This is a genomic window from Magnetospirillum gryphiswaldense MSR-1 v2, assembly GCF_000513295.1.
Classification (GTDB): domain Bacteria; phylum Pseudomonadota; class Alphaproteobacteria; order Rhodospirillales; family Magnetospirillaceae; genus Magnetospirillum; species Magnetospirillum gryphiswaldense.
Genome location: NC_023065.1, coordinates 2,971,006 through 2,990,706, shown reverse-complemented (window position 1 = coordinate 2,990,706; position 19,701 = coordinate 2,971,006). Strand labels below are relative to the sequence as shown.

24 protein-coding genes and 1 riboswitch are annotated in these 19,701 nt (G+C 65.0%); of the genes, 16 read left to right on the top strand and 8 right to left on the bottom strand.

Annotated features, from left to right (window positions below):
• The first annotated feature begins 26 nt into the window (after positions 1-26).
• From coaBC to MGMSRV2_RS14190, 11 genes are all read left to right on the top strand, one after another.
• Entirely contained in the window at positions 27-1,232 is a 1,206-nt protein-coding gene (coaBC, locus tag MGMSRV2_RS14240; RefSeq protein ID WP_041634555.1) for a bifunctional phosphopantothenoylcysteine decarboxylase/phosphopantothenate--cysteine ligase CoaBC, read from the top strand.
• A complete protein-coding gene (gene dut, locus MGMSRV2_RS14235; protein WP_024081054.1) occupies positions 1,229-1,681 on the top strand; it encodes a dUTP diphosphatase in 453 nt (150 codons plus the stop codon). Before coaBC ends, dut begins: the two co-directional genes overlap by 4 nt.
• 11 nt (positions 1,682-1,692) lie before the next feature.
• On the top strand, positions 1,693-2,148 hold the full coding sequence (locus tag MGMSRV2_RS14230; protein ID WP_024081053.1) for an RrF2 family transcriptional regulator: 456 nt from the start codon (positions 1,693-1,695) through the stop codon (positions 2,146-2,148).
• A 53-nt stretch (positions 2,149-2,201) separates the two neighbouring features.
• The gene (gene cysK, locus MGMSRV2_RS14225; RefSeq protein ID WP_024081052.1) at positions 2,202-3,143 is read left to right on the top strand and encodes a cysteine synthase A; all 942 of its coding nucleotides are present in this window, start codon (positions 2,202-2,204) and stop codon (positions 3,141-3,143) included.
• Between the two features lie 107 nt (positions 3,144-3,250).
• Positions 3,251-4,051, top strand: coding sequence for a HesA/MoeB/ThiF family protein (locus tag MGMSRV2_RS14220; RefSeq protein ID WP_024081051.1), 801 nt, complete (start codon positions 3,251-3,253; stop codon positions 4,049-4,051).
• Positions 4,038-4,469: a DsrE/DsrF/DrsH-like family protein gene (locus MGMSRV2_RS14215; RefSeq protein ID WP_024081050.1), complete on the top strand. Its 432-nt coding sequence runs from the start codon at positions 4,038-4,040 to the stop codon at positions 4,467-4,469. The genes MGMSRV2_RS14220 and MGMSRV2_RS14215 overlap by 14 nt, the downstream gene beginning before the upstream one ends.
• An 88-nt stretch (positions 4,470-4,557) precedes the next feature.
• Positions 4,558-6,240: a methyl-accepting chemotaxis protein gene (locus tag MGMSRV2_RS14210; protein ID WP_024081049.1), complete on the top strand. Its 1,683-nt coding sequence runs from the start codon at positions 4,558-4,560 to the stop codon at positions 6,238-6,240.
• A gap of 86 nt (positions 6,241-6,326) precedes the next feature.
• Positions 6,327-6,839, top strand: coding sequence for a peptide deformylase (gene def / locus MGMSRV2_RS14205; protein ID WP_024081048.1), 513 nt, complete (start codon positions 6,327-6,329; stop codon positions 6,837-6,839).
• Positions 6,840-6,841: 2 nt separating this feature from the next.
• A complete protein-coding gene (gene fmt / locus MGMSRV2_RS14200) occupies positions 6,842-7,750 on the top strand; it encodes a methionyl-tRNA formyltransferase (RefSeq protein ID WP_024081047.1) in 909 nt (302 codons plus the stop codon).
• A gap of 53 nt (positions 7,751-7,803) precedes the next feature.
• The gene (locus MGMSRV2_RS14195; protein WP_041633649.1) at positions 7,804-8,211 is read left to right on the top strand and encodes a bacteriohemerythrin; all 408 of its coding nucleotides are present in this window, start codon (positions 7,804-7,806) and stop codon (positions 8,209-8,211) included.
• Positions 8,212-8,218: 7 nt separating this feature from the next.
• Complete coding sequence (locus MGMSRV2_RS14190; protein WP_024081045.1) at positions 8,219-8,779, top strand: pyridoxamine 5'-phosphate oxidase family protein; 561 nt, start codon at positions 8,219-8,221, stop codon at positions 8,777-8,779.
• Positions 8,780-8,785: 6 nt separating this feature from the next.
• On the opposite strand, the gene rnhA is transcribed toward MGMSRV2_RS14190, so the two are convergent.
• Genes rnhA through ispH form a run of 4 tightly spaced genes read right to left on the bottom strand, consistent with a single transcriptional unit; the run spans position 8,786 to position 11,641 of the window.
• A complete protein-coding gene (gene rnhA, locus MGMSRV2_RS14185) occupies positions 8,786-9,229 on the bottom strand; it encodes a ribonuclease HI (protein WP_024081044.1) in 444 nt (147 codons plus the stop codon).
• Entirely contained in the window at positions 9,226-10,206 is a 981-nt protein-coding gene (locus MGMSRV2_RS14180) for a homoserine kinase (RefSeq protein WP_024081043.1), read from the bottom strand. The genes rnhA and MGMSRV2_RS14180 overlap by 4 nt, the downstream gene beginning before the upstream one ends.
• 32 nt (positions 10,207-10,238) lie before the next feature.
• Positions 10,239-10,703, bottom strand: a complete 465-nt coding sequence (locus tag MGMSRV2_RS14175; RefSeq protein WP_024081042.1) for a GNAT family N-acetyltransferase — start codon at positions 10,701-10,703, stop codon at positions 10,239-10,241.
• Entirely contained in the window at positions 10,700-11,641 is a 942-nt protein-coding gene (gene ispH, locus MGMSRV2_RS14170) for a 4-hydroxy-3-methylbut-2-enyl diphosphate reductase (protein ID WP_024081041.1), read from the bottom strand. Before ispH ends, MGMSRV2_RS14175 begins: the two co-directional genes overlap by 4 nt.
• A 107-nt stretch (positions 11,642-11,748) precedes the next feature.
• Between ispH and MGMSRV2_RS14165 the strand changes: the two genes are divergently transcribed.
• The 5 genes from MGMSRV2_RS14165 to gcvPB all read left to right on the top strand — a co-directional run bounded on the left by MGMSRV2_RS14165 (position 11,749) and on the right by gcvPB (position 16,946).
• Complete coding sequence (locus MGMSRV2_RS14165) at positions 11,749-12,279, top strand: hypothetical protein (protein WP_041634550.1); 531 nt, start codon at positions 11,749-11,751, stop codon at positions 12,277-12,279.
• A 55-nt stretch (positions 12,280-12,334) separates the two neighbouring features.
• Positions 12,335-12,430, top strand: a riboswitch (glycine riboswitch).
• A gap of 144 nt (positions 12,431-12,574) precedes the next feature.
• On the top strand, positions 12,575-13,687 hold the full coding sequence (gene gcvT, locus MGMSRV2_RS14160) for a glycine cleavage system aminomethyltransferase GcvT (RefSeq protein ID WP_024081039.1): 1,113 nt from the start codon (positions 12,575-12,577) through the stop codon (positions 13,685-13,687).
• Between the two features lie 5 nt (positions 13,688-13,692).
• Entirely contained in the window at positions 13,693-14,067 is a 375-nt protein-coding gene (gene gcvH, locus MGMSRV2_RS14155) for a glycine cleavage system protein GcvH (protein ID WP_041634549.1), read from the top strand.
• A gap of 13 nt (positions 14,068-14,080) precedes the next feature.
• Positions 14,081-15,430 (top strand): aminomethyl-transferring glycine dehydrogenase subunit GcvPA, encoded by a 1,350-nt coding sequence (gene gcvPA / locus MGMSRV2_RS14150; RefSeq protein ID WP_024081037.1) that lies wholly within the window; start codon positions 14,081-14,083, stop codon positions 15,428-15,430.
• 1 nt (position 15,431) lies between these two features.
• Positions 15,432-16,946 (top strand): aminomethyl-transferring glycine dehydrogenase subunit GcvPB, encoded by a 1,515-nt coding sequence (gene gcvPB / locus MGMSRV2_RS14145; RefSeq protein WP_024081036.1) that lies wholly within the window; start codon positions 15,432-15,434, stop codon positions 16,944-16,946.
• Positions 16,947-16,993: 47 nt separating this feature from the next.
• Here the strand turns inward: gcvPB and MGMSRV2_RS21735 are convergent, their stop codons facing one another.
• The 4 genes from MGMSRV2_RS21735 to MGMSRV2_RS22220 are packed head-to-tail and all read right to left on the bottom strand — an operon-like array spanning position 16,994 to position 19,697.
• Positions 16,994-17,305 (bottom strand): GNAT family N-acetyltransferase, encoded by a 312-nt coding sequence (locus tag MGMSRV2_RS21735; RefSeq protein WP_197538536.1) that lies wholly within the window; start codon positions 17,303-17,305, stop codon positions 16,994-16,996.
• Positions 17,306-17,845: a GNAT family N-acetyltransferase gene (locus MGMSRV2_RS21730; protein WP_041633648.1), complete on the bottom strand. Its 540-nt coding sequence runs from the start codon at positions 17,843-17,845 to the stop codon at positions 17,306-17,308.
• An 11-nt stretch (positions 17,846-17,856) separates the two neighbouring features.
• Positions 17,857-18,354 (bottom strand): RNA pyrophosphohydrolase, encoded by a 498-nt coding sequence (locus tag MGMSRV2_RS14135; protein ID WP_024081035.1) that lies wholly within the window; start codon positions 18,352-18,354, stop codon positions 17,857-17,859.
• A complete protein-coding gene (locus MGMSRV2_RS22220; RefSeq protein ID WP_024081034.1) occupies positions 18,351-19,697 on the bottom strand; it encodes a divergent polysaccharide deacetylase family protein in 1,347 nt (448 codons plus the stop codon). Before MGMSRV2_RS22220 ends, MGMSRV2_RS14135 begins: the two co-directional genes overlap by 4 nt.
• Between the last annotated feature and the right edge of the window lie 4 nt (positions 19,698-19,701).

Here is a 19,701-nt window from a genome sequence, read left to right as displayed (position 1 = left end):
TTGGGTAAAATGTGTGGGGTATCCCGGTGCTTGACGGTCGACGCATCCTGTTGGTCATTTCCGGCGGCATCGCCGCGTACAAATCGCTGGAATTGATCCGGCGGCTGAAGGATCGTGGCGCCGATGTGCGCTGTATCCTGACCGGCAATGCCAGCCATTTCGTCACGCCCTTGTCGGTGCAGACGCTGTCGGGCAACAAGGTGTTCGACAACACCTTTTCCCTGACCGATGAACACGAGATTGGCCACATCACCTTGGCCCGCGATTGCGATCTGGTGGTGGTGGCCCCGGCCACCGCCAATCTTCTGGCCAAGATGGCCCATGGCCTGGCCGACGATCTGGCCTCGACCGCGCTTTTGGTCACCGACAAGCCCATCTTGGTGGCCCCGGCCATGAATTTCCGCATGTGGGGACACCCGGCGACAGCCGCCAACATGGCGACCCTGAAGGGGCGCGGTGTCCACAGCGTCGGCCCCAATGCCGGCATGCTGGCGGAAGGCGAAAGCGGCCTGGGGCGCATGGCCGAACCGGCGGAGATTCTGGCGGCGGTGGAAAGCCTTCTGGCCGCCGGACCGCTGAAGGGGATCAAGGCGCTGGTCACCAGCGGCCCGACCTATGAACCCATCGACCCGGTGCGCTTCATCGGCAACCGTTCGTCCGGCAAACAGGGTCATGCCATCGCCGCCGCCCTGGCCCGGCTGGGCGCCGACGTCACCTTGATCACCGGCCCGGTCAAGCTGCCCGATCCGGCCAACATGCGGGTCATCCACGTGGAAACCGCGCGCGAGATGCTGGGGACGGCCTTGGGCTGTCTGCCGGTGGATGTGGCGGTGTGCGCCGCCGCCGTCGCCGATTGGACGGTGTCCAACGCGTCCAAGGAAAAGCGCAAGAAGGATGCCAGCGGCCAGCCGCCGCCCATCGAATTGGCCGCCAACCCGGACATTCTGGCGACGCTGTCGGAAAAGGGCTCGGCCCGTCCGCGTCTGGTGGTGGGCTTCGCCGCCGAGACGGAAAAGCTGCTGGAGCACGCGCGGGCCAAGTTCGTGCGCAAGGGGTGCGACTGGATCGTCGCCAACGACGTGTCGCCGCACTCGGGCACCTTCGGCGGCGATTTCAATACCGTGCATCTGCTGACCCAAGGCGGGGCCGAGGAATGGCCGCGCATCAGCAAGACCGACGTGGCCGAACGGCTGGCCTGGAAAATAGCCGACACTTTAAAAGGACATCCATGACCGCGACCGTGACCATCCAGGTGCAGCGCCTGCCCCATGCCGAGGATCTGCCGCTGCCGCGCTATGAAACCGATAACGCTGCCGGCATGGATCTGATGGCCTGTATCCCCGCCGATGTGGTGCTGGGACCGGGCAAGCGCATGCGCGTGCCCGCCGGCTTCGCCATCGCTATCCCCGAAGGCTACGAGGCCCAGGTGCGCCCGCGTTCCGGTCTGGCGGTCATGCACGGCATCACCGTTTTGAACGCGCCGGGGACCATCGACGCCGATTATCGCGGCGAGTTGGGGGTGTTGCTGATCAATCACGGCGACAATGCCTATACCATCACGCGGGGCATGCGCATCGCCCAACTGGTCATCGCCCCGGTGGTGCGCGCCCACTTGGCCGAAGTGGCCGAATTGTCCCAGACCGCCCGCGGTGCCGGCGGCTTCGGTTCCACCGGGTCTTAAGGAAAGCGATCATGCTGCGTCCGTCGAAGAAGATGCTGTTCGCCATCGAGGCGGTTCTGGACATCGCCTACCATGCCGGTGGTGAACCGGTGCAAAGCCGCGAGATCACCCGCCGTCAGGGTATTCCGCGCCGCTACCTGGAGCAGACCCTGCAACAATTGGTGCGCTCGGGCCTGCTGGTCGGCGTGCGCGGCCCCAAGGGCGGCTATCGGCTGGCGCGCGAACGCCGCCGTATCTCGGTGGGCGAGGTGGTGCGCGTGGTCCGCGCCCTGGAAACGGCGGAAGACCCGTTCCAGGACGTGCCCGCCTCCGATCTGGGCGCCAAGGTCATCCGCCCCATGTGGGGCGACCTGACCGAGGAAATCATGGACCGCCTGGACGCCATCACCTTCGACGATCTGTGCATGCGGTCCTATAAGACCGGCATTCCGTCGGAAGCGCATTCCAAGCTGGACTTCATAATCTAAGCTTGTCAAACTGTACTTATGTAATAAACTACACTCAGGACAGGGAAAATACCATGGGCGAGTTCCGCGGCCGCATCTACGATTCCATCGTCGACACCATCGGCGCCACCCCGTTGGTGCGCATGGACAAGTTGGCCGCCGAGGTCGGGGCCAAGGCCAGCATCGTCGGCAAGTGCGAGTTCTTCAATCCGCTGGCCAGCGTCAAGGACCGCATCGGTCTGGCCATGATCGAAGCCGCCGAGCGTGAAGGCCGGCTGAAGCCGGGCGCCACCCTGATCGAGCCGACCTCGGGCAATACCGGTATCGCCCTGGCCTTCGTCTGCGCCGCCAAGGGGTATCGCCTGATCCTGACCATGCCGGAAAGCATGAGCCTGGAGCGGCGCAAGATGCTGGCCCATCTGGGGGCGGAAATCGTGCTGACCCCGGCGGCCAAGGGCATGACCGGCGCCGTCAAGGAAGCCGAGCGGCTGGTGGCGGAAACCCCCGGCGCCGTCATGTGCCAGCAATTTGAGAACCCGGCCAACCCGGCCATCCACGAATCGACCACCGCCATCGAGATTTGGAACGACACCGACGGCAAGGTCGATGCGGTCATCGCCGGTGTCGGTACCGGCGGCACCATTTCCGGTATCGGTCGGGTGCTGAAGGCCAAGAACCCCAACATCAAGATCATCGCCGTCGAGCCCGAGGACAGCCCGGTGCTGTCCGGTGGCGCGCCGGGGCCGCACAAGATCCAGGGTATCGGCGCCGGCTTCGTGCCCGGCAACCTGGACCGTTCGGTGGTCGACGAGATCTTGCAGATCAGCAACGAAACCGCCTTCGCCAATGCCCGCAAGGCGGCCAAGGTGGAAGGCCTGCCGGTGGGCATCTCGTCGGGCGCGGCCATCGCCGCCGCTTTGGAAGTGGGGGCGCGCCCCGACATGGCGGGCAAGTTGATCGTCGTCATTCTGCCCAGCTTCGCCGAACGCTATCTGTCCACCGCATTGTTCGAGTAAGCGCGCCGCTCGTCTGTCCGTCACCCCTGGGCTTGACCCGGGGGGCCAGTTCCAGGCGGCGATCATGGATTGCCGGGTCAAGCCCGGCAATGACGAGGAGGTGGGTGATGGATTTCCGCGAAGACCAGATCCAGCGTTATGCCCGCCACATCATCTTGCCGGAAGTGGGCGGAGTGGGCCAAGCCAAGCTGCTGAACTCCCGCGTGCTGGTCATCGGTGCCGGCGGTTTGGGCTCGCCGGTGATCCAGTATCTGGCGGCGGCGGGGGTGGGGACCATCGGCGTGGTCGACGACGACGTGGTCGATCTGTCCAACCTGCAACGGCAAATCCTGCACACCACCGCCAGCGTCGGACGGGCAAAGGTGGACAGCGCTGTTGACGCGGTGGCCGCGCTTAACCCGGATGTGAAAATCATCCCGATCCGCGCCCGTCTGGATAAGGATAACGCTGCCGCCATCATCGCCGATTATCCGGTGGTGGCCGATGGCTCCGACAATTTCGCCACCCGTTTCCTGGTCAACGATGCCTGTCGTTTCGCCGGCGCCACCTTGGTGTCGGCGGCCATCCTGCGCTTTGACGGCCAGCTTTCCACCTTCCGCCCCGACGGCCCCTGTTATCGCTGCATCTATGCCGAGGAGCCGCCGGAAGGCGCCATCCCCAGTTGTTCGTCGGCGGGCGTGCTGGGGGCTATGGCCGGTACCCTGGGGGCCATGCAGGCGACCGAGGTGTTGAAGGAAATCTTGGGCATCGGCGACAGCATGGCCGGGCGGCTGCTGATCTATGACGCGCTGTCGGTGGCCTTTCGCACCGTGCGGGTCAAGCGCGACCCCGGCTGTCCGCTATGCGGCGACCATCCGATCATCACCGATCTGTCCGGGCATGGGAGCACGGCCCATGCCTGCGGCTGACAAGACCGCGCCCGACAAATTGTCCATCGTCGTCTTTTCCGGCGATTTCGACAAAATCCATTACGCCTTGGTGATGGCGGCGGCGGCGGTGGCCTCGAACACGCCGGTCACCTTGTTTTTCACCATGTGGGCGGGCCGCGCCCTGGAGCGCGATCAGGCGTGGCGGCGGCTGAAATGTTCCGACGGATCGGGCGCCGCCGATTTGGATGCCCAGTTCCAGTCCCGGAACGTCGCCGATTTCGAGACCCTGCTGGAGGCCTGCGTCGCCTTGGGCGTCACCTTCATGGTCTGTGAAATGGGGCTGAAGGCTTTGGGCATGGACCCCGATGATCTGCGCCCCGACGTGCCGGTGGCCAAGGGGGGTGTCGTCACCTTTCTGGCCGATGCCAGCAAGGACGGCGCCATGGTTTTCGTCTGACCGTCCCCACCAATGACGGTTGTTTTTCGCGATTCATGCTAATGTGCAGTCGTTTCGGATCGTGCTGGCAATTGACCCAGGGGGGAGAATGGCGCTGACCATCAAAAGTCGTTTGGCGTTGCTGTGGGCCTTGGCCGTTGCCGGTCTGGCGATCATGGGACTGATCGTCCTCAATACGCATGATTCCATGGAAAGCTCATCGCGTGAGACTCATAACCGGATCGAGGATCTGGGGGTGTTGTCCATGCTCAACGACGACCTGATCCGCCTGACCCTGGCGGCCATGGATTCCATCATCGACCGCGAGCAAGGCAGTATCGCCCCCGATCGTCTGGTTTTGATCGAACAATTGTCGGCCAATCTGAAGGCCAATGGTCGCAAGGCGGCGGCCGTCGCCGACACGCCCGCGGAAAAAGCCGCCCTCGTCGGATTGGAACAAAATCTCGATCACCTGCTGCGTCTGATCGGCACCGATCTGCGCCGGGCCATCGAGAGCAAGGCGGACAAGAGCGAATTCGACCGCCTGGATGACGAAATCGATCAGGCCAGCGGCAAGGTGGAAGAGCCTTTGGCCTTCGTCAACGAATCCCTGGGTAAGGAATTGGATGGCGCCATCCGCGAGCAGGAGGAAACCGCCGCCAAGGCGTTGCGCAACGGTATCGTGATTTTCTGCATCAGCTTGGCGGTGTTGTCGCTGCTGTCGTTGTGGCTGGTCCGCAGCATCATTGGCCCGCTGGGCCGATTGACCTCCACCATGGATGTTCTGGCCGACGGCAAAAGGGATGTCCAAATTCCCGGTGTCGAGGCCCAGGACGAGGTCGGCGCCATGGCCCGTTCGGTCGAGGTGTTCCGCCAGGGATTGCTGCAGGCCGATTCGTTGCAGGCCGAGCAGGAAAAAAGCAAGGAACAGGCGGAAGCTCAGCGCCGTCAGGGGCTGTTGCATCTGGCTGAAAGTTTCGAGCGCGATGTCAGCGGTGTCGCCGGTACGGTGGTGCAATCGGCCGAGCAGATGAAAACCACCGCCGAGACCCTGGCCGACAGTTCCGATGAATCGGGGCGGACGGTCACCGCCCTGGCCAGTGCCGCCCAGCAGACCGCCGGCAATGTGGAAACGGTGGCCGCCGCCTCGGAAGAGCTGGCCGCCTCCATCGCCGAGATTTCACGGCAATTGGCGGCATCCTCGGTCGAGGCGGCCAATGCCGCCCGCGACGCCCAGCACGTCAACCAATTGGCCGGCTCTCTGGCCGAGGTGGCGCAGCGCATCGGTAACGTGGTCGGCCTGATCACCGAAATCGCCAGCCAAACCAATCTGTTGGCGCTCAACGCCACCATCGAGGCGGCGCGTGCCGGCGAGGCCGGCAAGGGCTTCGCCGTGGTCGCCAACGAAGTGAAGTCCCTGGCCAACCAGACATCGAAAGCCACCACCGAGATCAGCGCCCAGGTCAGTCAGGTGCAATCGGCTTCGTCCCAGGTGGTGGCCGGCATCGCCGGAATCAGCAACACCATCGACCAGATCAGCGGTATCGCCGCCGGGGTGGCCGGGGCGGTGGAGGAGCAAGGCGCCGCCACCGCCGAAATCGCCCGCTCGATCCAGCAGGCCGCCGCCGGCACCGCCGAGGTGACCCGCAATGTCGAGCGCATGACCCAGGTGGTGGAACAGGTCAGCATCGGTGCGTCGCAGGTCTTGGATGCCGCCCATACCCTGATCGGCAATTCCGCCACCTTGTCGTCACAGGTGGACAATTTCCTGACCGAGGTCCGTGGCTCATGACGGCGGTGGTAATCCATTAAACTTGACGGCAACGGGGGCGACACCCTATCTGAAGGTCAGAATTTGACACCAAGGTGACCGTTTCCATGGCCGTTCTGTCCATTTTGACCGCTCCCGATCCGCGCCTGAAGCAAAAGGCGGCGGTGGTCGCTGATGTTGACGCGTCCATCCGCACGCTGATGGATGACATGCTGGAGACCATGTATGCCGCTCCCGGCATCGGTCTGGCGGCGCCGCAGGTGGCGGTGGGCAAGCGGGTCATCGTCGCCGATATCGGCCGGTCCGAGGACGATCGCCAGCCGGTGCGCATGGTTAACCCGGAAATCGTCTGGGTTTCCGACGACGATAACACCTATGAAGAGGGCTGCCTGTCGGTGCCCGAACATTACGCCGCCGTGGTGCGCCCACGCGCCATCCGCGTCCGCTATAGGGATGAAACCGGCACGCACCAGGAAATCGACGCCGACGGCCTGCTGGCCACGGTGTTGCAGCACGAGATGGATCACCTGGACGGCATCTTGTTCATCGATCATCTGTCGTCGCTCAAGCGCAACATGATCCTGCGCAAGCTGCTGAAGGCCAAGAAGGACGCGGGCTGATCATGCGTCTGGCCTTCATGGGGACACCGGATTTCTCGGTCGCCATCCTGTCGGCGCTGCTGGATGCCGGCCATGACGTGGTCTGCGTCTATGCGCAGCCGCCGCGTCCCGCCGGGCGCGGCCATAAGGAGCAATTGACTCCGGTCCATGCCTTCGCCGCCCAGCATGGTATCGAGGTGCGGATTCCGAAATCGCTGAAATCCGAGGCCGAGCAACAGGCTTTCCGCGCCCTTGACCTGGACGCGGCGGTGGTTGCCGCCTATGGCTTGATCCTGCCGCAAGCCATCCTCGACGCCCCGCGCCGGGGCTGCCTCAACGTACATGCCTCGCTCCTGCCGCGCTGGCGCGGCGCGGCGCCGATCCAGCGCGCCATCCTGGCCGGCGATGCCGAGACCGGGGTGACCATCATGCAGATGGATGCCGGCCTGGATACCGGCGCCATGCTGCTGGTGGAAAGCCTGCCGATCACCGCCGACACCAACGCCGCCTCCTTGCACGATGCCCTGGCAGTGCTGGGCGCGCGGCTGATCGTCGATGCCTTGGCCCGCTATGACGACCTGCCTCAGGTGAAACAACCGGAAGAGGGTGTCACCTATGCCCATAAGCTGGCCAAGGATGAGGGCCGGCTGGACTGGAACCGTCCGGCGGTGGAGTTGGAACGTCAGGTGCGTGGCCTGACCCCGTGGCCGGGCGTGTGGTGTCAGGTGGGCGAGGAACGCTTGAAGGTTCTCGCCGCCGGTCTGGCCGAAGGGTCGGGGGCACCGGGGACGGTGCTGGACGATTCCCTGTTGGTGGCTTGCGGCAGCGGCGCCTTGCGGCTGCTGCGGGTGCAGCGGGCCGGCAAGGGGCCGATGGAGGCGGCGGACCTGCTGCGCGGTTTCGCCATCCCCCGGGGCAGCATTCTGGCCTGACCGCTTGACCGTCATCACGGTGCCGTCATTGTAATTGCGCCATCACTGGGGGCATGCAATGGATGGAATCCCTGGCGGTGGGCGATCCGCTGATCGACGCCCAGCACCGCGCTTTCTTCGATGAAGTGGGCGCGGTGGTGCTGGCCTTGGCCGACGGAGCCTCGCGCGCGGTGGTCCAGCGCTTTCACCGCGACTTCATCATCAGTCTGGCCCGGCACTTCCGCGACGAGGAATTGCTGCTGAGCCGCATCCATTATCCTGACCTCGATCACCATCAGGCCGAACACCGGGCGCTGATGGCCTCGGTGACGGCTTTGGCGGAAATTTTGGCGTCCGCCGATTCCCTGGCCGAGATGATGGTGGTGGTGCGCAACACCATAACCACCTTGATCGAACACATGGCACTTGAGGATATGCGCTATCGCCGCTATGTCAGTCAGCCACAGGCAGAACGCTGGTGAGGCAGAGATGGCAAAGTTCTATGACAGCATCAACGACGAGCAGCGGGCATTCATCGCCGCCCAACCGCTGTTCTTCGTCGCCACCGCCCCGGATGAGGGCCGCATCAACATTAGCCCCAAGGGTCTGGACGGCAGTTTCGTCGTGCTGGGACCGAACCGGGTGGCCTTCCTCAACCTGACCGGCAGCGGCAACGAAACCGCCGCCCATCTGCTGCGCGACGATCGCATCACCCTCATGTTCTGCGCCTTCACCGGCAATCCGAAGATTTTGCGTCTGTATGGCCGGGGCCGCGCCGTGCATCAGCGTGACGGCGAATGGGCCGACCTGATCGGGTTGTTCTCCGCTTATCCGGCGGCGCGTCAGATCATGGTTGTCGATGTGGACAGCGTCAATTCATCCTGCGGCTTCGGCGTGCCGTTGATGGATTTGCAAGGCCAGCGCGCCATGTTGCCCGAATGGGCCGAGCGCAAGGGCGATGACGGTATCTTGAAATACCAGCGCGAAAAGAACGCCAACAGCTTCGACGGCTATCCCACCGGATTGTTCGAGGACGACGAGGAGGGCTGAAGCGCTCTATTTGCCCAATACCACCTTGATGCCGTCGCGGGCCAGTTGGTCGGCGCGTTCGTTCTCCGGGTGGCCGGCATGGCCCTTGACCCATTGCCAAGTGATCTGATGCCGCGCACAGGCGGCGTCCAGGCGCTGCCACAGGTCGTCGTTCTTGACCGGTTTCTTGTCGGCGGTTTTCCAGCCGCGCGCCTTCCAGCCCTTCAGCCATTCGGTCATGCCTTTCATGACGTATTGGCTGTCGGTGTAAAGAGTGACCGGGCAGGAGCGGCTCAGGGTTTCCAGCGCCATGATCGCCGCCATCATTTCCATGCGGTTGTTGGTGGTCGGGTTCTCGCCGCCGCACAATTCCTTTTCCACGCCCTTATAGCGCAAAATGGCGCCCCAACCACCGGGACCGGGATTGCCCGAGCAGGCCCCGTCGGTGAAGATTTCGACGCACTCACTCATGCGATGCCATAGGCGCCGGGGCCGGTCAGTCCCTGGTGGAAGCGCAGCTTGCGGTAATATTCCAGCGGGTCCTTGCGTTTGACCAGGGCGCCTTCCGGGGTGTTCAGCCAGTCGTACAGCCGGGTCAGCAAAAAGCGCATGGCCGCGCCCTGGGCCAGCAGCGGCAGGGTATCCAACTCGTCCGCCGACAGCGGGCGGACCTTGCCGTAGCCGTTGAGCAAGGCGCGAGCCTTGGTGGCGTTGAACGACGAATCGGGCTCGAAGCACCAGGCGTTCAGGCAGATGGCCACGTCGTAGGCGAGGAAATCGGTGCAGGCGAAGTAAAAGTCGATCAGCCCCGACACCCGGTCCTCGCGGGTTTCCTTGTCGGCCATGAAGAATACGTTGTCGGGGAACAGATCGGCGTGGATCAGGCCCGAGGGCAAGGTCTTGGGCCAGCTTTTTTCCAACTCGTCCAGGCGCTCGGCGATGAAGGCTTGCAGCCCGGGCTTGACCTGATCGGCGCCGTCGCGGCATTGCTCGAACAACGGGCGCCAACCGGACACCGACAGGTTGTTGGCGCGGGTGCCGGCGAAATCGGCGCCCTTCAGATGCATCTGCGCCATGGCTTCGCCCAGGGCGGCACAATGACCGGCGCTCAGGCGTTTGGCCGACATGCCGCGCAGGAAGGTGACCATGGCCGCCGGGCGCCCGCACAATTGCCGCAGCACCACGCCGTCACGGCCATGCAAGGGCGTGGGGCAGGCGAGGCCGCGCGCCGCCAGATGCTCCATCAACTGGACGAAGAACGGTAACTCAGCCGGGTTCACCCGCTTTTCGTAGATGGTCAGGATATAGGGACCGGTTTCGGTCTGGACCAGGAAGTTGGAATTCTCCACCCCCTCGGCGATGCCGGTATAGGAGACCACGTCGCCGATATCGTATCCGGCGATGAAGGCCCGCATCTCGTCGTCGGAAACCTCGGTATAGACCGCCATGCCCCTGTCCTTAAACCATGTCCGGGGGCAAACTACTGCACCTCATAGGGCTTTTCCAGTGCCTCGCCCTCGATACGCCAGATTTGCCAGCCCGTGGCCGGAACAAGACCCAATTGCGCGTAGAACTGCTGGGCTGTCTGGTTCCAGTCCAGTACATTGACATCGACGCGGCCCCAGCCGCGTTCAGGCGCCAGGGCCAGAAGGGTGTGCACCAGCTTGCGCCCCAGGCCCAGGCCACGGGCGGCGGGGCGCACATAAAGGTCGTGGATGATGGCGCCAGCCTGACCGCGCCAGGACGAATAACTGGGCAGTACTGTCAGCAGGCCGACGCTCTCCCCCGCCTGTTCGGCCAATAGTGCCTCCATCCGTCGGCTTTCCAAGGCGGCGCGCAAATCGTGGGCGCCAGCGGTGACGGTCCCGCCCTCGAACGCCGCCAGCTCGTGCAGCAGCGCCAGGATGTGGGGGGCGTCGTCGGGATTGGCGGTGCGGATGGTCACAGCAATTGCGGCGGCAGTTTGAAGGCCACGGTCTCGTCGGTGACCTTCACCTCCTCGATGATGACGGTGAAGTGCTGGCGGGCGGCGCTGATCACCTCCTCCACCAACACTTCCGGGGCCGAGGCGCCGGCGGTGATGCCCAGGCGGGCGATGCGGCCCAGATCGTCCCAGACGATGTCGTCCGCGCGCTGCACCAGGATGGAATGGGCGCAGCCCGACCGTGCCGCCACTTCGACCAATCGCTTGGAATTGGATGAATTGGGGGCGCCGATCACCATCACCGCGTCGCAATGGGGGGCGATGGTCTTGACCGCGATCTGGCGGTTGGTGGTGGCATAGCAGATATCGTCCTTGCGCGGGCCGACGATGTCGGGAAAGCGCCGCCGCAGGGCTTCGACGATGGCGGTGGTGTCGTCCACCGACAACGTGGTCTGGGTGATATAGGCCAGCTTGGCCGGATCGGCGGGATTGACCGCCTCGGCGTCGGCGACGCTTTCCACCAACAGCACGGCGCCGTCGGGCACCTGGCCCATGGTGCCGATCACTTCCGGGTGGCCCTTGTGGCCGATCATGACGATCTGGCGGCCCATGTCGTGGTGCAGTTCAGCCTCGCGGTGGACCTTGGTCACCAGCGGGCAGGTGGCGTCCAGGTAATCGAGACCGCGCGCATCCGCCGCCGCCGGTACCGATTTGGGCACGCCATGGGCGGAAAACACCACCGGCACGCCATCGGGGACTTCGGCCAGTTCGTCGACGAAGATGGCGCCCTTGGCCTTGAGCGAATCGACGACAAAGCGGTTGTGGACGATTTCGTGGCGCACATAGACCGGGGCACCGTATTTGGCGATGGCCGCCTCGACGATCAGGATGGCGCGGTCGACGCCGGCGCAAAAACCGCGCGGGGACGCCAGGACGATGGTGAGCGGGGGCAGGGGCATCTTACGCTTTCCGTTGGTACGGGCCCAAGCCGGCTTGTGCCGCCGGCCCGGCTTCTTTAAAGTCGGGCCGACTATATATGGCCCAACGGCAATCCCGAAAGACCAACATGATCCGTCGCCTCGCGCTCCCCGTCGCCGCCTTGCTGGCTTTGCCCGTGCTCGCCTCGTGCTCTGTACTGGAAAAGAAAGAGCCGCCGCCGTGCCCGCCCATCTACCTGCTGGGCGACACCGCCAGCTTGACCAAGTACAAGCCGGGCAAGGGCCGCGACCTGACCGACATCGAGTTCACCGCTGAAATCCAGGGCTATACCGGCGATTGCAGTTATGACGAAAAGGGCGCCATCGTCGAGATGCAGGTCAGCTTCAACCTGACCCGTGGTCCCGCCGACGACGACCGCAAGGCCAATTTCGAGTATTTCCTGGCGGTGCCGCTTTATTATCCGTCGCCTGCCGCCAAGGCGGTGTTCCCGCTGGAAGTCACCTTCGCCGAGGGCAGCAATTATGCCCGCCACACCGATGAATCGGTGGTCATGCGCATCCCGGTCAAGGACAAGGACATCATCCAGAAATACGAAGTGTATCTGGGCTTCCAGACCAGCCCGGACGAGTTGGACGCCAATCGCAAGGCCCGCAAGTAAACTGTTTGTTAATCATTGACTCGAAAGGGGGGCCGCGACATGCTGCCCTCACAGATGATCCCCGCTGGGAGAGAGCGGGCCGGATACCGGTCCGCCGCCGAAGGAGCAACCGCCCCTGGAAACTCTCAGGCCAAAGGACCAGCGGGGGGATGAAGCTCTGGAAAGCGGGCCGGGAAAACCGGCTCCACCGACGATGTAAGCCCAGGCTCCTGGGTGAATCTTTCAGGTTCCAAGACAGAGGGGGGCACCGGGCTGACGCCCTTGGTGCGACCTTTTTGTTGAAGGAACCTGTTGCATGTCGGACGATTCCGCGCTGCTGACCACCCCGCTCGATGCCTTGCACCGTGAATTGGGCGCCAAGATGGTGCCGTTCGCCGGCTATGCCATGCCGGTGCAATACCCCCTGGGGGTGCTGGGCGAGCATTTGCACACCCGCGCCGGTGCCGGCCTGTTCGATGTCTCGCATATGGGCCAGATCACCATCGAGGGCGACGGCGTCGCCCTGTTGCTGGAGAGTCTGGTCCCCGGCGATATCCAGGGATTGGGCCTGGGCCGCACCCGCTATTCGGTGTTCACCAATGACCAGGGCGGCATCCTCGACGATCTGATGATCTCGAAACTGGCCGACGACAAGCTGTTCCTGGTGGTCAACGCCGCCTGCAAGGATGCTGATTTCGCCCATCTGTCCCAGGCGCTTTCCGGCAAGGCCAAGCTGTCGCGGCTGGACGATCGGGCGCTGTTGGCCCTGCAAGGGCCGCAGGCGGCGACAGTGATGGCGCGGCTGGCGCCCGGGGCCGAGGCTCAGGGCTTCATGTCCATCCGTGAATACCCCATTGCCGACATCCCCTGTCTGGTCACCCGCTCGGGCTATACCGGCGAGGACGGCTATGAAATCTCCGTCGCCAATGCCGACGCGGAAAAACTGGCCCGCACCTTGCTGGCTCAACCCGAGGTCAAGCCCATCGGACTGGGGGCGCGCGACAGCTTGCGCCTCGAAGCGGGCTTATGCCTGTACGGGTCGGATATCGACACCACCACCTCCCCGGTGGAAGGCCGCATCGCCTGGATCATCGGCAAGCGTCGGCGCGAGCAGGGCGGCTTTCCCGGTGCGGCCATCATCCAAAAACAATTGACCGAGGGCGCGTCCCGCCTGCGCGTCGGCATCAAGCCGGTGGGTCGTGCCCCCGCCCGCGCCCATACCGAAATCACCGACGTGGACGGCACGCCCTTGGGCGAGATCACCTCGGGCGGTTTCGGCCCCTCGGCCGATGGTCCGGTGGCCATGGGCTATGTGCCCGCCGGCTTTGCCGTGCCCGGCATGCCGGTCAAGCTGATCGTGCGCGGCAAGGCCCTGGAGGCCCATGTGGCCCTGCTGCCGTTCGTTCCCCATTCCTACTACAAGGGTTGATGGTCATGAGCATTTACTTCACCAAGGATCATGAGTGGATCAAGGTCGTGGGCGATACCGGCACCGTCGGCATCACCGAATACGCCCAGCACGCTTTGGGCGACATCGTCTATGTGGAAGTGCCGGAAAAGGGGCGTGAGGTGAAGCAAGGCGGCGACGCCGCGGTGGTCGAATCGGTCAAGGCGGCGTCGGAAGTCTATTCCCCCGTCTCCGGCACGGTGATCGCCGGCAACGACGTGTTGGCCGGCCAGCCCGCCTTGGTCAACGAAAGCCCCGAGGATCAGGCCTGGTTCTTCACCCTGACGCTGGCCAACCCGGCGGAATTGGAAACCCTGATGGACCGCGCCGCTTACGACGAATACGTCGCCGGTCTGGAATAAGGGAAGTCCAACCATGCGTTATCTGCCCCATACCGAGGCCGACCGCCGCGCCATGCTGGCCACGATCGGCGCCAAGGACGTGGACTCCCTGTTCAAGGACGTCCCCGCCGCCGCCCGTCTCGACCGGCCCATCGACCTGCCGGCGGGGCAAAGCGAAATGGCGGTGGAACGCATGTTCACCCGCATGGCCGGCAAGAATCTGTCCGCCGGCTGTGCGCCCTTTTTCATCGGTGCCGGGCTTTACCGCCACCATGTGCCGGCCAGCATCGACCAGTTGCTGACCCGGGGCGAGTTCCTGACCAGCTACACCCCCTATCAGCCGGAAGTGTCGCAAGGCACGCTGCAATATCTGTTCGAGTTCCAGACCCAGGTCTGCATGATCACCGGCATGGAGGTGGCCAACGCCTCCATGTATGACGGCGCCACGGCGTGTGCCGAGGCGGCGGTCATGGCCGCCCGCGTCACCCGCAAGAAAAACATCATCCTGTCGGGCTCGCTGCATCCCCATTACGCCGAAACCACCCGGACGGTGGTCAAGCATCTCGGCCTTGAGGTCGAGGAACTGGCCCCCGATCCCTTCGGCCTGGAAGATTTGATGGGCCGGGTCGATTCGCGCACCGCCTGCCTGATCGTGCAAAATCCCGGTTTCTTCGGCGGTATCCGCGACCTGACCCAACTGGCCGATGCCTGCCATGAAGTGGGCGCGCTTCTGGTGGTGGCGGTGGCCGAGCCGGTGTCCCTGGGCCTGATCACCCCGCCGGGCGCCATGGGCGCCGACATCGTGGTGGCCGAGGGGCAATCCTTGGGCATGGGCCTGCAATTCGGCGGTCCCGGTCTGGGCCTGTTCGCCACCCGGGAAAAGTATGTCCGCCAGATGCCCGGTCGGCTGTGCGGCCAGACGGTGGATCAGGACGGCAAGCGCGGCTTCGTCCTGACGCTGTCGACGCGCGAGCAGCATATCCGGCGCGAGAAGGCCACCTCCAACATCTGCACCAATTCTGGCCTGTGCGCCCTGGCCTTCACCATGCATCTGACCATGCTGGGCGAAACCGGCCTGACCCGGCTGGCCAAGCTCAACCATGCCCAGGCCCTGCGGCTGGAGCAGGCGCTTCGCCGGGTCACCGGCGCCAAGGTGCTGAACCAGACCTATTTCAACGAATTCGCCCTCTATCTGGGCGATGACGTGGATGCCACCCAAGTGGTGGAAAAGCTGGCGGCCAAAGGCATTCTGGGCGGTGTTCCCGCTGCCCGTTTCTATCCCCATTGGCCGGAACTGCGCCCCGTCCTGCTGCTGGCGGCGACCGAGACCAATACCCAAGACGACATGGATGCCCTGGTGTCCGCCCTGAACGAGGTGCTGTGAGATGGCCGAGATCACCACGTTTTCCGGTAATCGGGGCTTGCAGTTGGAAGAGCCCCTGATCTTCGAACAGGGCTGCCCCGGTCGCATCGGTGTCGACATCGCCGAGCCCGGCCCCATCGACGAAGACCGCCTGGGCGGGTTGACGCGCAAAGGCCCCATCGGCCTGCCCGATCTGTCCGAGCCCCAGGTGGTGCGCCATTACACCCGCCTGAGCCAAAAGAATTACGGTATCGATTCCGGCTTCTACCCGCTGGGCTCGTGCACCATGAAGCACAATCCGCGCCTGTCGGAAAAGATGGCCCGCCTGCCCGGTCTGGTCGACCTGCACCCGTTCCAGCCGCTTTCCACCGTGCAAGGGGCGCTGGAAGTCATCGACGTGCTGGCCCATTGGCTGAAAGGCCTGACCGGCATGCCGGCGGTGGCCATGAGCCCGGCGGCCGGTGCCCATGGCGAATGGTGCGGCCTGATGGCCATCCGCGCCTATCACGACGATCACGGCGAAAGCCATCGCACCCGTGTCCTGGTGCCGGAATCGGCCCACGGCACCAATCCGGCGACCGCCGCCATGTGCGGCTATACCGTCGACCCGGTGCCGGCGACCGAGCGCGGTCGTGTCGACGTGGCGGCGTTGAAGGCCAAGCTGGGGCCGGACGTGGCCTGCATCATGGTCACCAATCCCAATACCTGCGGCCTGTTCGAGAACGAGATCCTCGACATCGCCCGGGCGACGCACGAGGCCGGCGCCTTCTTCTATTGCGACGGCGCCAATTACAACGCCATCGTCGGGCGGGTGAAGATCGCCGATTTGGGCGTCGACGCCATGCACATCAACCTGCACAAGACCTTCTCCACCCCCCATGGCGGCGGCGGTCCCGGTGCCGGCCCCACCGTGTTGTCGGCCAAGCTGGCGCCTTACGCCCCGCTTCCCTTCGTCGTCCACGGCGCGGGCGGCTTGGACCTGGTGGAACACGCCGAGCAAGCCCCTGACGCCAAGCCGTTCGGACGGGTCAAGGGCTATCACGGTCAGTTCGGCGTCTTCATCCGTGCCCTGGCCTATATCCTGTCCATGGGCGCCGATGGTCTGCGCCAGACCTCGGGCGATGCCGTGCTCAACGCCAATTACCTGTTGGCATCGCTGAAGGACGTGTTGAGCGCGTCCTTCGACGGACCGTGCATGCATGAATGCCTGTTCGACGACCGTTTCCTGAAGGATAGCGGTGTCACCACCTTGGACTTCGCCAAGATGCTGATCGACGAAGGCTTCCACCCCATGACCATGTACTTCCCGCTGGTGGTGCACGGCGCCCTGCTGATGGAGCCGACCGAGACCGAAGCCAAGGAAACCCTGGATGGCTTCATTGCGGTGGTCCGCGCCCTGGCCGCCAAGGCCAAGGCCGGCGAGGCCGACGACTTCAAGGCGGCGCCGCGTCTGACCCCGCGCCGCCGCCTGGATGAAACCCAGGCGGCGCGCGTGCCGGTGCTGCGTTGGAAGCATGGAGTGAACGCCGAGGGGTGAGGGATAAAGCAAAGCGAAGGGGCTCGCCCCTTCGCGCATCCCTTGCTTCAGCCGAACTCGAACGACGTCACCCCGAAGATGCCGTCCAGCGGCAAGGCTGGCGCCGGGCCGTGATACATCCGCGCGCAGCCGAAGGATTCCCGCAGGCCGAATTTCGCCGCCAGTTCTAGCCCCGCCCCATTGGGTTCGGGCACGTCCAGGGCGACGTTTTCGCCGGGGATGGCGGCCAGCAGGCTGCCGATCAGGCGTTCGGCCACGTCGGGATTGTCGGCGAAGACCGGCCCCAGTTTGAAGCCGCTGCGGCAGGGCCGGGCGACGCCATAACCGCTCAGGCCGTGCTCACCGCGCAGGCCCAGCACCTAGACGCCGGGTTGTTCCAGCCAGCGCAGCAGGAAGGCCGGGCGCGGGGCGGGGAAGAACCGGCGGTCGAAGGCGGCGATTTCGCCGAAGCTGATCTCGGGGTAAGGCCGGGCCTGCGGATCAGCCACCCCGTGGGCGATGCCCTCGAAGCGCAGATCGCGGTGGGCCAGGGTGAAGCCACCCTTCTCATAAAACGGCACCATGGCGAAGACGCCGTCCATGCCGATACTCGCGCCGGGGGCAAGGCGGCGGCGCAGCAGGGTCAGGCGCTGATGCCACAATTCTGTCCCCAGGCCCTGGCCGCGCAGATCGGCGCGGATGATGAACAGGCCCATGAAGCCGAATTGGCTGGAATGGGAAAAGATGGTGCCGCCGCCGATCAGTTCGTCGCCGCGCCTGAGCGCGATGAAAGCCGCCGGATCAACGGCATAGGCAATGGCCAGATCGGCGAGGCCGGGATTCCAACCCTCTTGCGCCGCCCATTCCTCCAACACCGGCACCTCGTCGGCGCGCATGGGGGTGATGGAAGGGGCAATCATGGCCATGGTCCTCAGCCCTGTTTCAGCTTTGCCGCCAGCGGGGCGAATTCAGCCGCCACCTGTTCATAGAGCGGGCGCTTGAAGGCGACGATCAGGGTCGCTACCTCGGCCAGATCCATCCACCGCCACTGGGAAAATTCCGGGTGTTCGGTGTCGATGTTGATGTCGCTGTCCTGGCCCAGGAACTGATAGGCGAACCATTTCTGCTTCTGTCCGCGAAACCGGCCCTTCCACACCCTGTCGGCCAGATCGTCTGGCAGGTCATAGGAAATCCAGCCGCTGCTTTCGCCGATCAGCTCGGCCTTGTCGGTGCCGATTTCCTCCAGCATTTCGCGTTTGGCGGCACTGGCCGGGTCTTCGCCGTCGTCGATGCCGCCTTGCGGGAATTGCCAAGCCACATCCTTGGTGTCGATGCGTCGGGCCGTGAATACCTGGCCGTGGGCGTTGAACAGCACGATGCCCACACCGGGACGATAGGGACGCTGCGACAGCGGCAGGGGCTTGCTCACGACTTTCCTCCGGGTTGGGCGGGCAGGGCCGAGACCGGGGCCAGGGTGACCCCCTCGGCGGTCAACGAGCCCAGCCAGGGCAGCATGCTTTCCAGTGTGGCCGGGCGGGCGCTGGCCAGCACGGCGCGGCTGCCCTTCTCGCGCACCAGTCCGGCCATGGATTTTTGCCGGCTTTCCACCGCGTCGCGGAAAACCTCGCCGTCCAGCCAGCCGCCCAGCACCGCCACCGGCGGCTTGGGCTCGGCCTCGGCGCCGTTGCCGACGTAAAGCAGGCCGCGTTCCTTCAACATGGCCAGGATGGGGGCAAGCTGACGCGATTTGGTGAAGGGGCCGTCATTGGCCAGAACCCCCACATAACCCGATGTCCGCGCCAGCACCTTTTGCAGGCGCTCGGCATTGTCCTCGGGCCGGGCCGAGGTCAGCAGGCCCCAGGGGCCGGGATCGCGGGCGGGAAAGCCCGATTCCTCCACCGGCAGGGTCAGCAGCACCTCGTGACCGGCATCGCGGGCCTTCTTCACCCAATTGTCCAGACCGCCGGCATAGGGGGAAAAGGCCAGGGTGACCTCGGGCGGCAGGCGGTCGATGGCCATGTCGGTGGCCTCGCGGTCCAGGCCCAGGCCGGTGACGATGACGGCCATGCGCGGATGGTTGTCCTTGGCCTCGAACGGACGGGCATAGACCTGCCACGATTGCCGCCCGTCGGCGGCGATCACCGGCAGCGGGCCGAAGCTGGAATGCCGGGTCATGCCTTCCGCCGGCACTGCCCCCAACGGCTTGGGTTTGGCGGTGGGGGCCGGCAAGTTGGCATAGGCCGGCGGCTTGTCGATGGGGCGCGGCAGCGGTTGCTGCGGTCCGGTGGGGCTTTCCTGGCGGACGATGATCGGCGGTGGGGCGGCAGGGGTGGCGGGCAGAACCGGCGGGATGACGGGCGGCACCACCGGCGGCACCATGCTTTGGCTGGGTGCCTCGTGCGCCGGCGGCACGGTCGGGCTGGCCGGGGGCGGCGCTTCCGCCGCCGGCGGCAGCACCGGCGGGGCGGTCAAGTCCACCGCCGCGCTGCCCGGTGGGCGCAGCATGGCGGGGGCGTCCGGTTTGGCGTCGGTCTTGCGATCCGGCATTTCAATGGCCAGACGCGGCGGCTGGTCGGCGACGTCGAGCAGGCCGATCAGGTCGCGGGTGTCGAGGTTGGAGGCGAAATAGGCCCCGGTACCCAGGGCGCCGCCAAGAACGGCGACGCCCAGGACGACCAGGAACGGACGAAGCCGCATCCGCCGTTTGGGCGGCGGCTCATCGACGCCGATGGGGCGCGACAGGAACAGGTCGGCTTCGTCCAGCGAGTCCATGTCT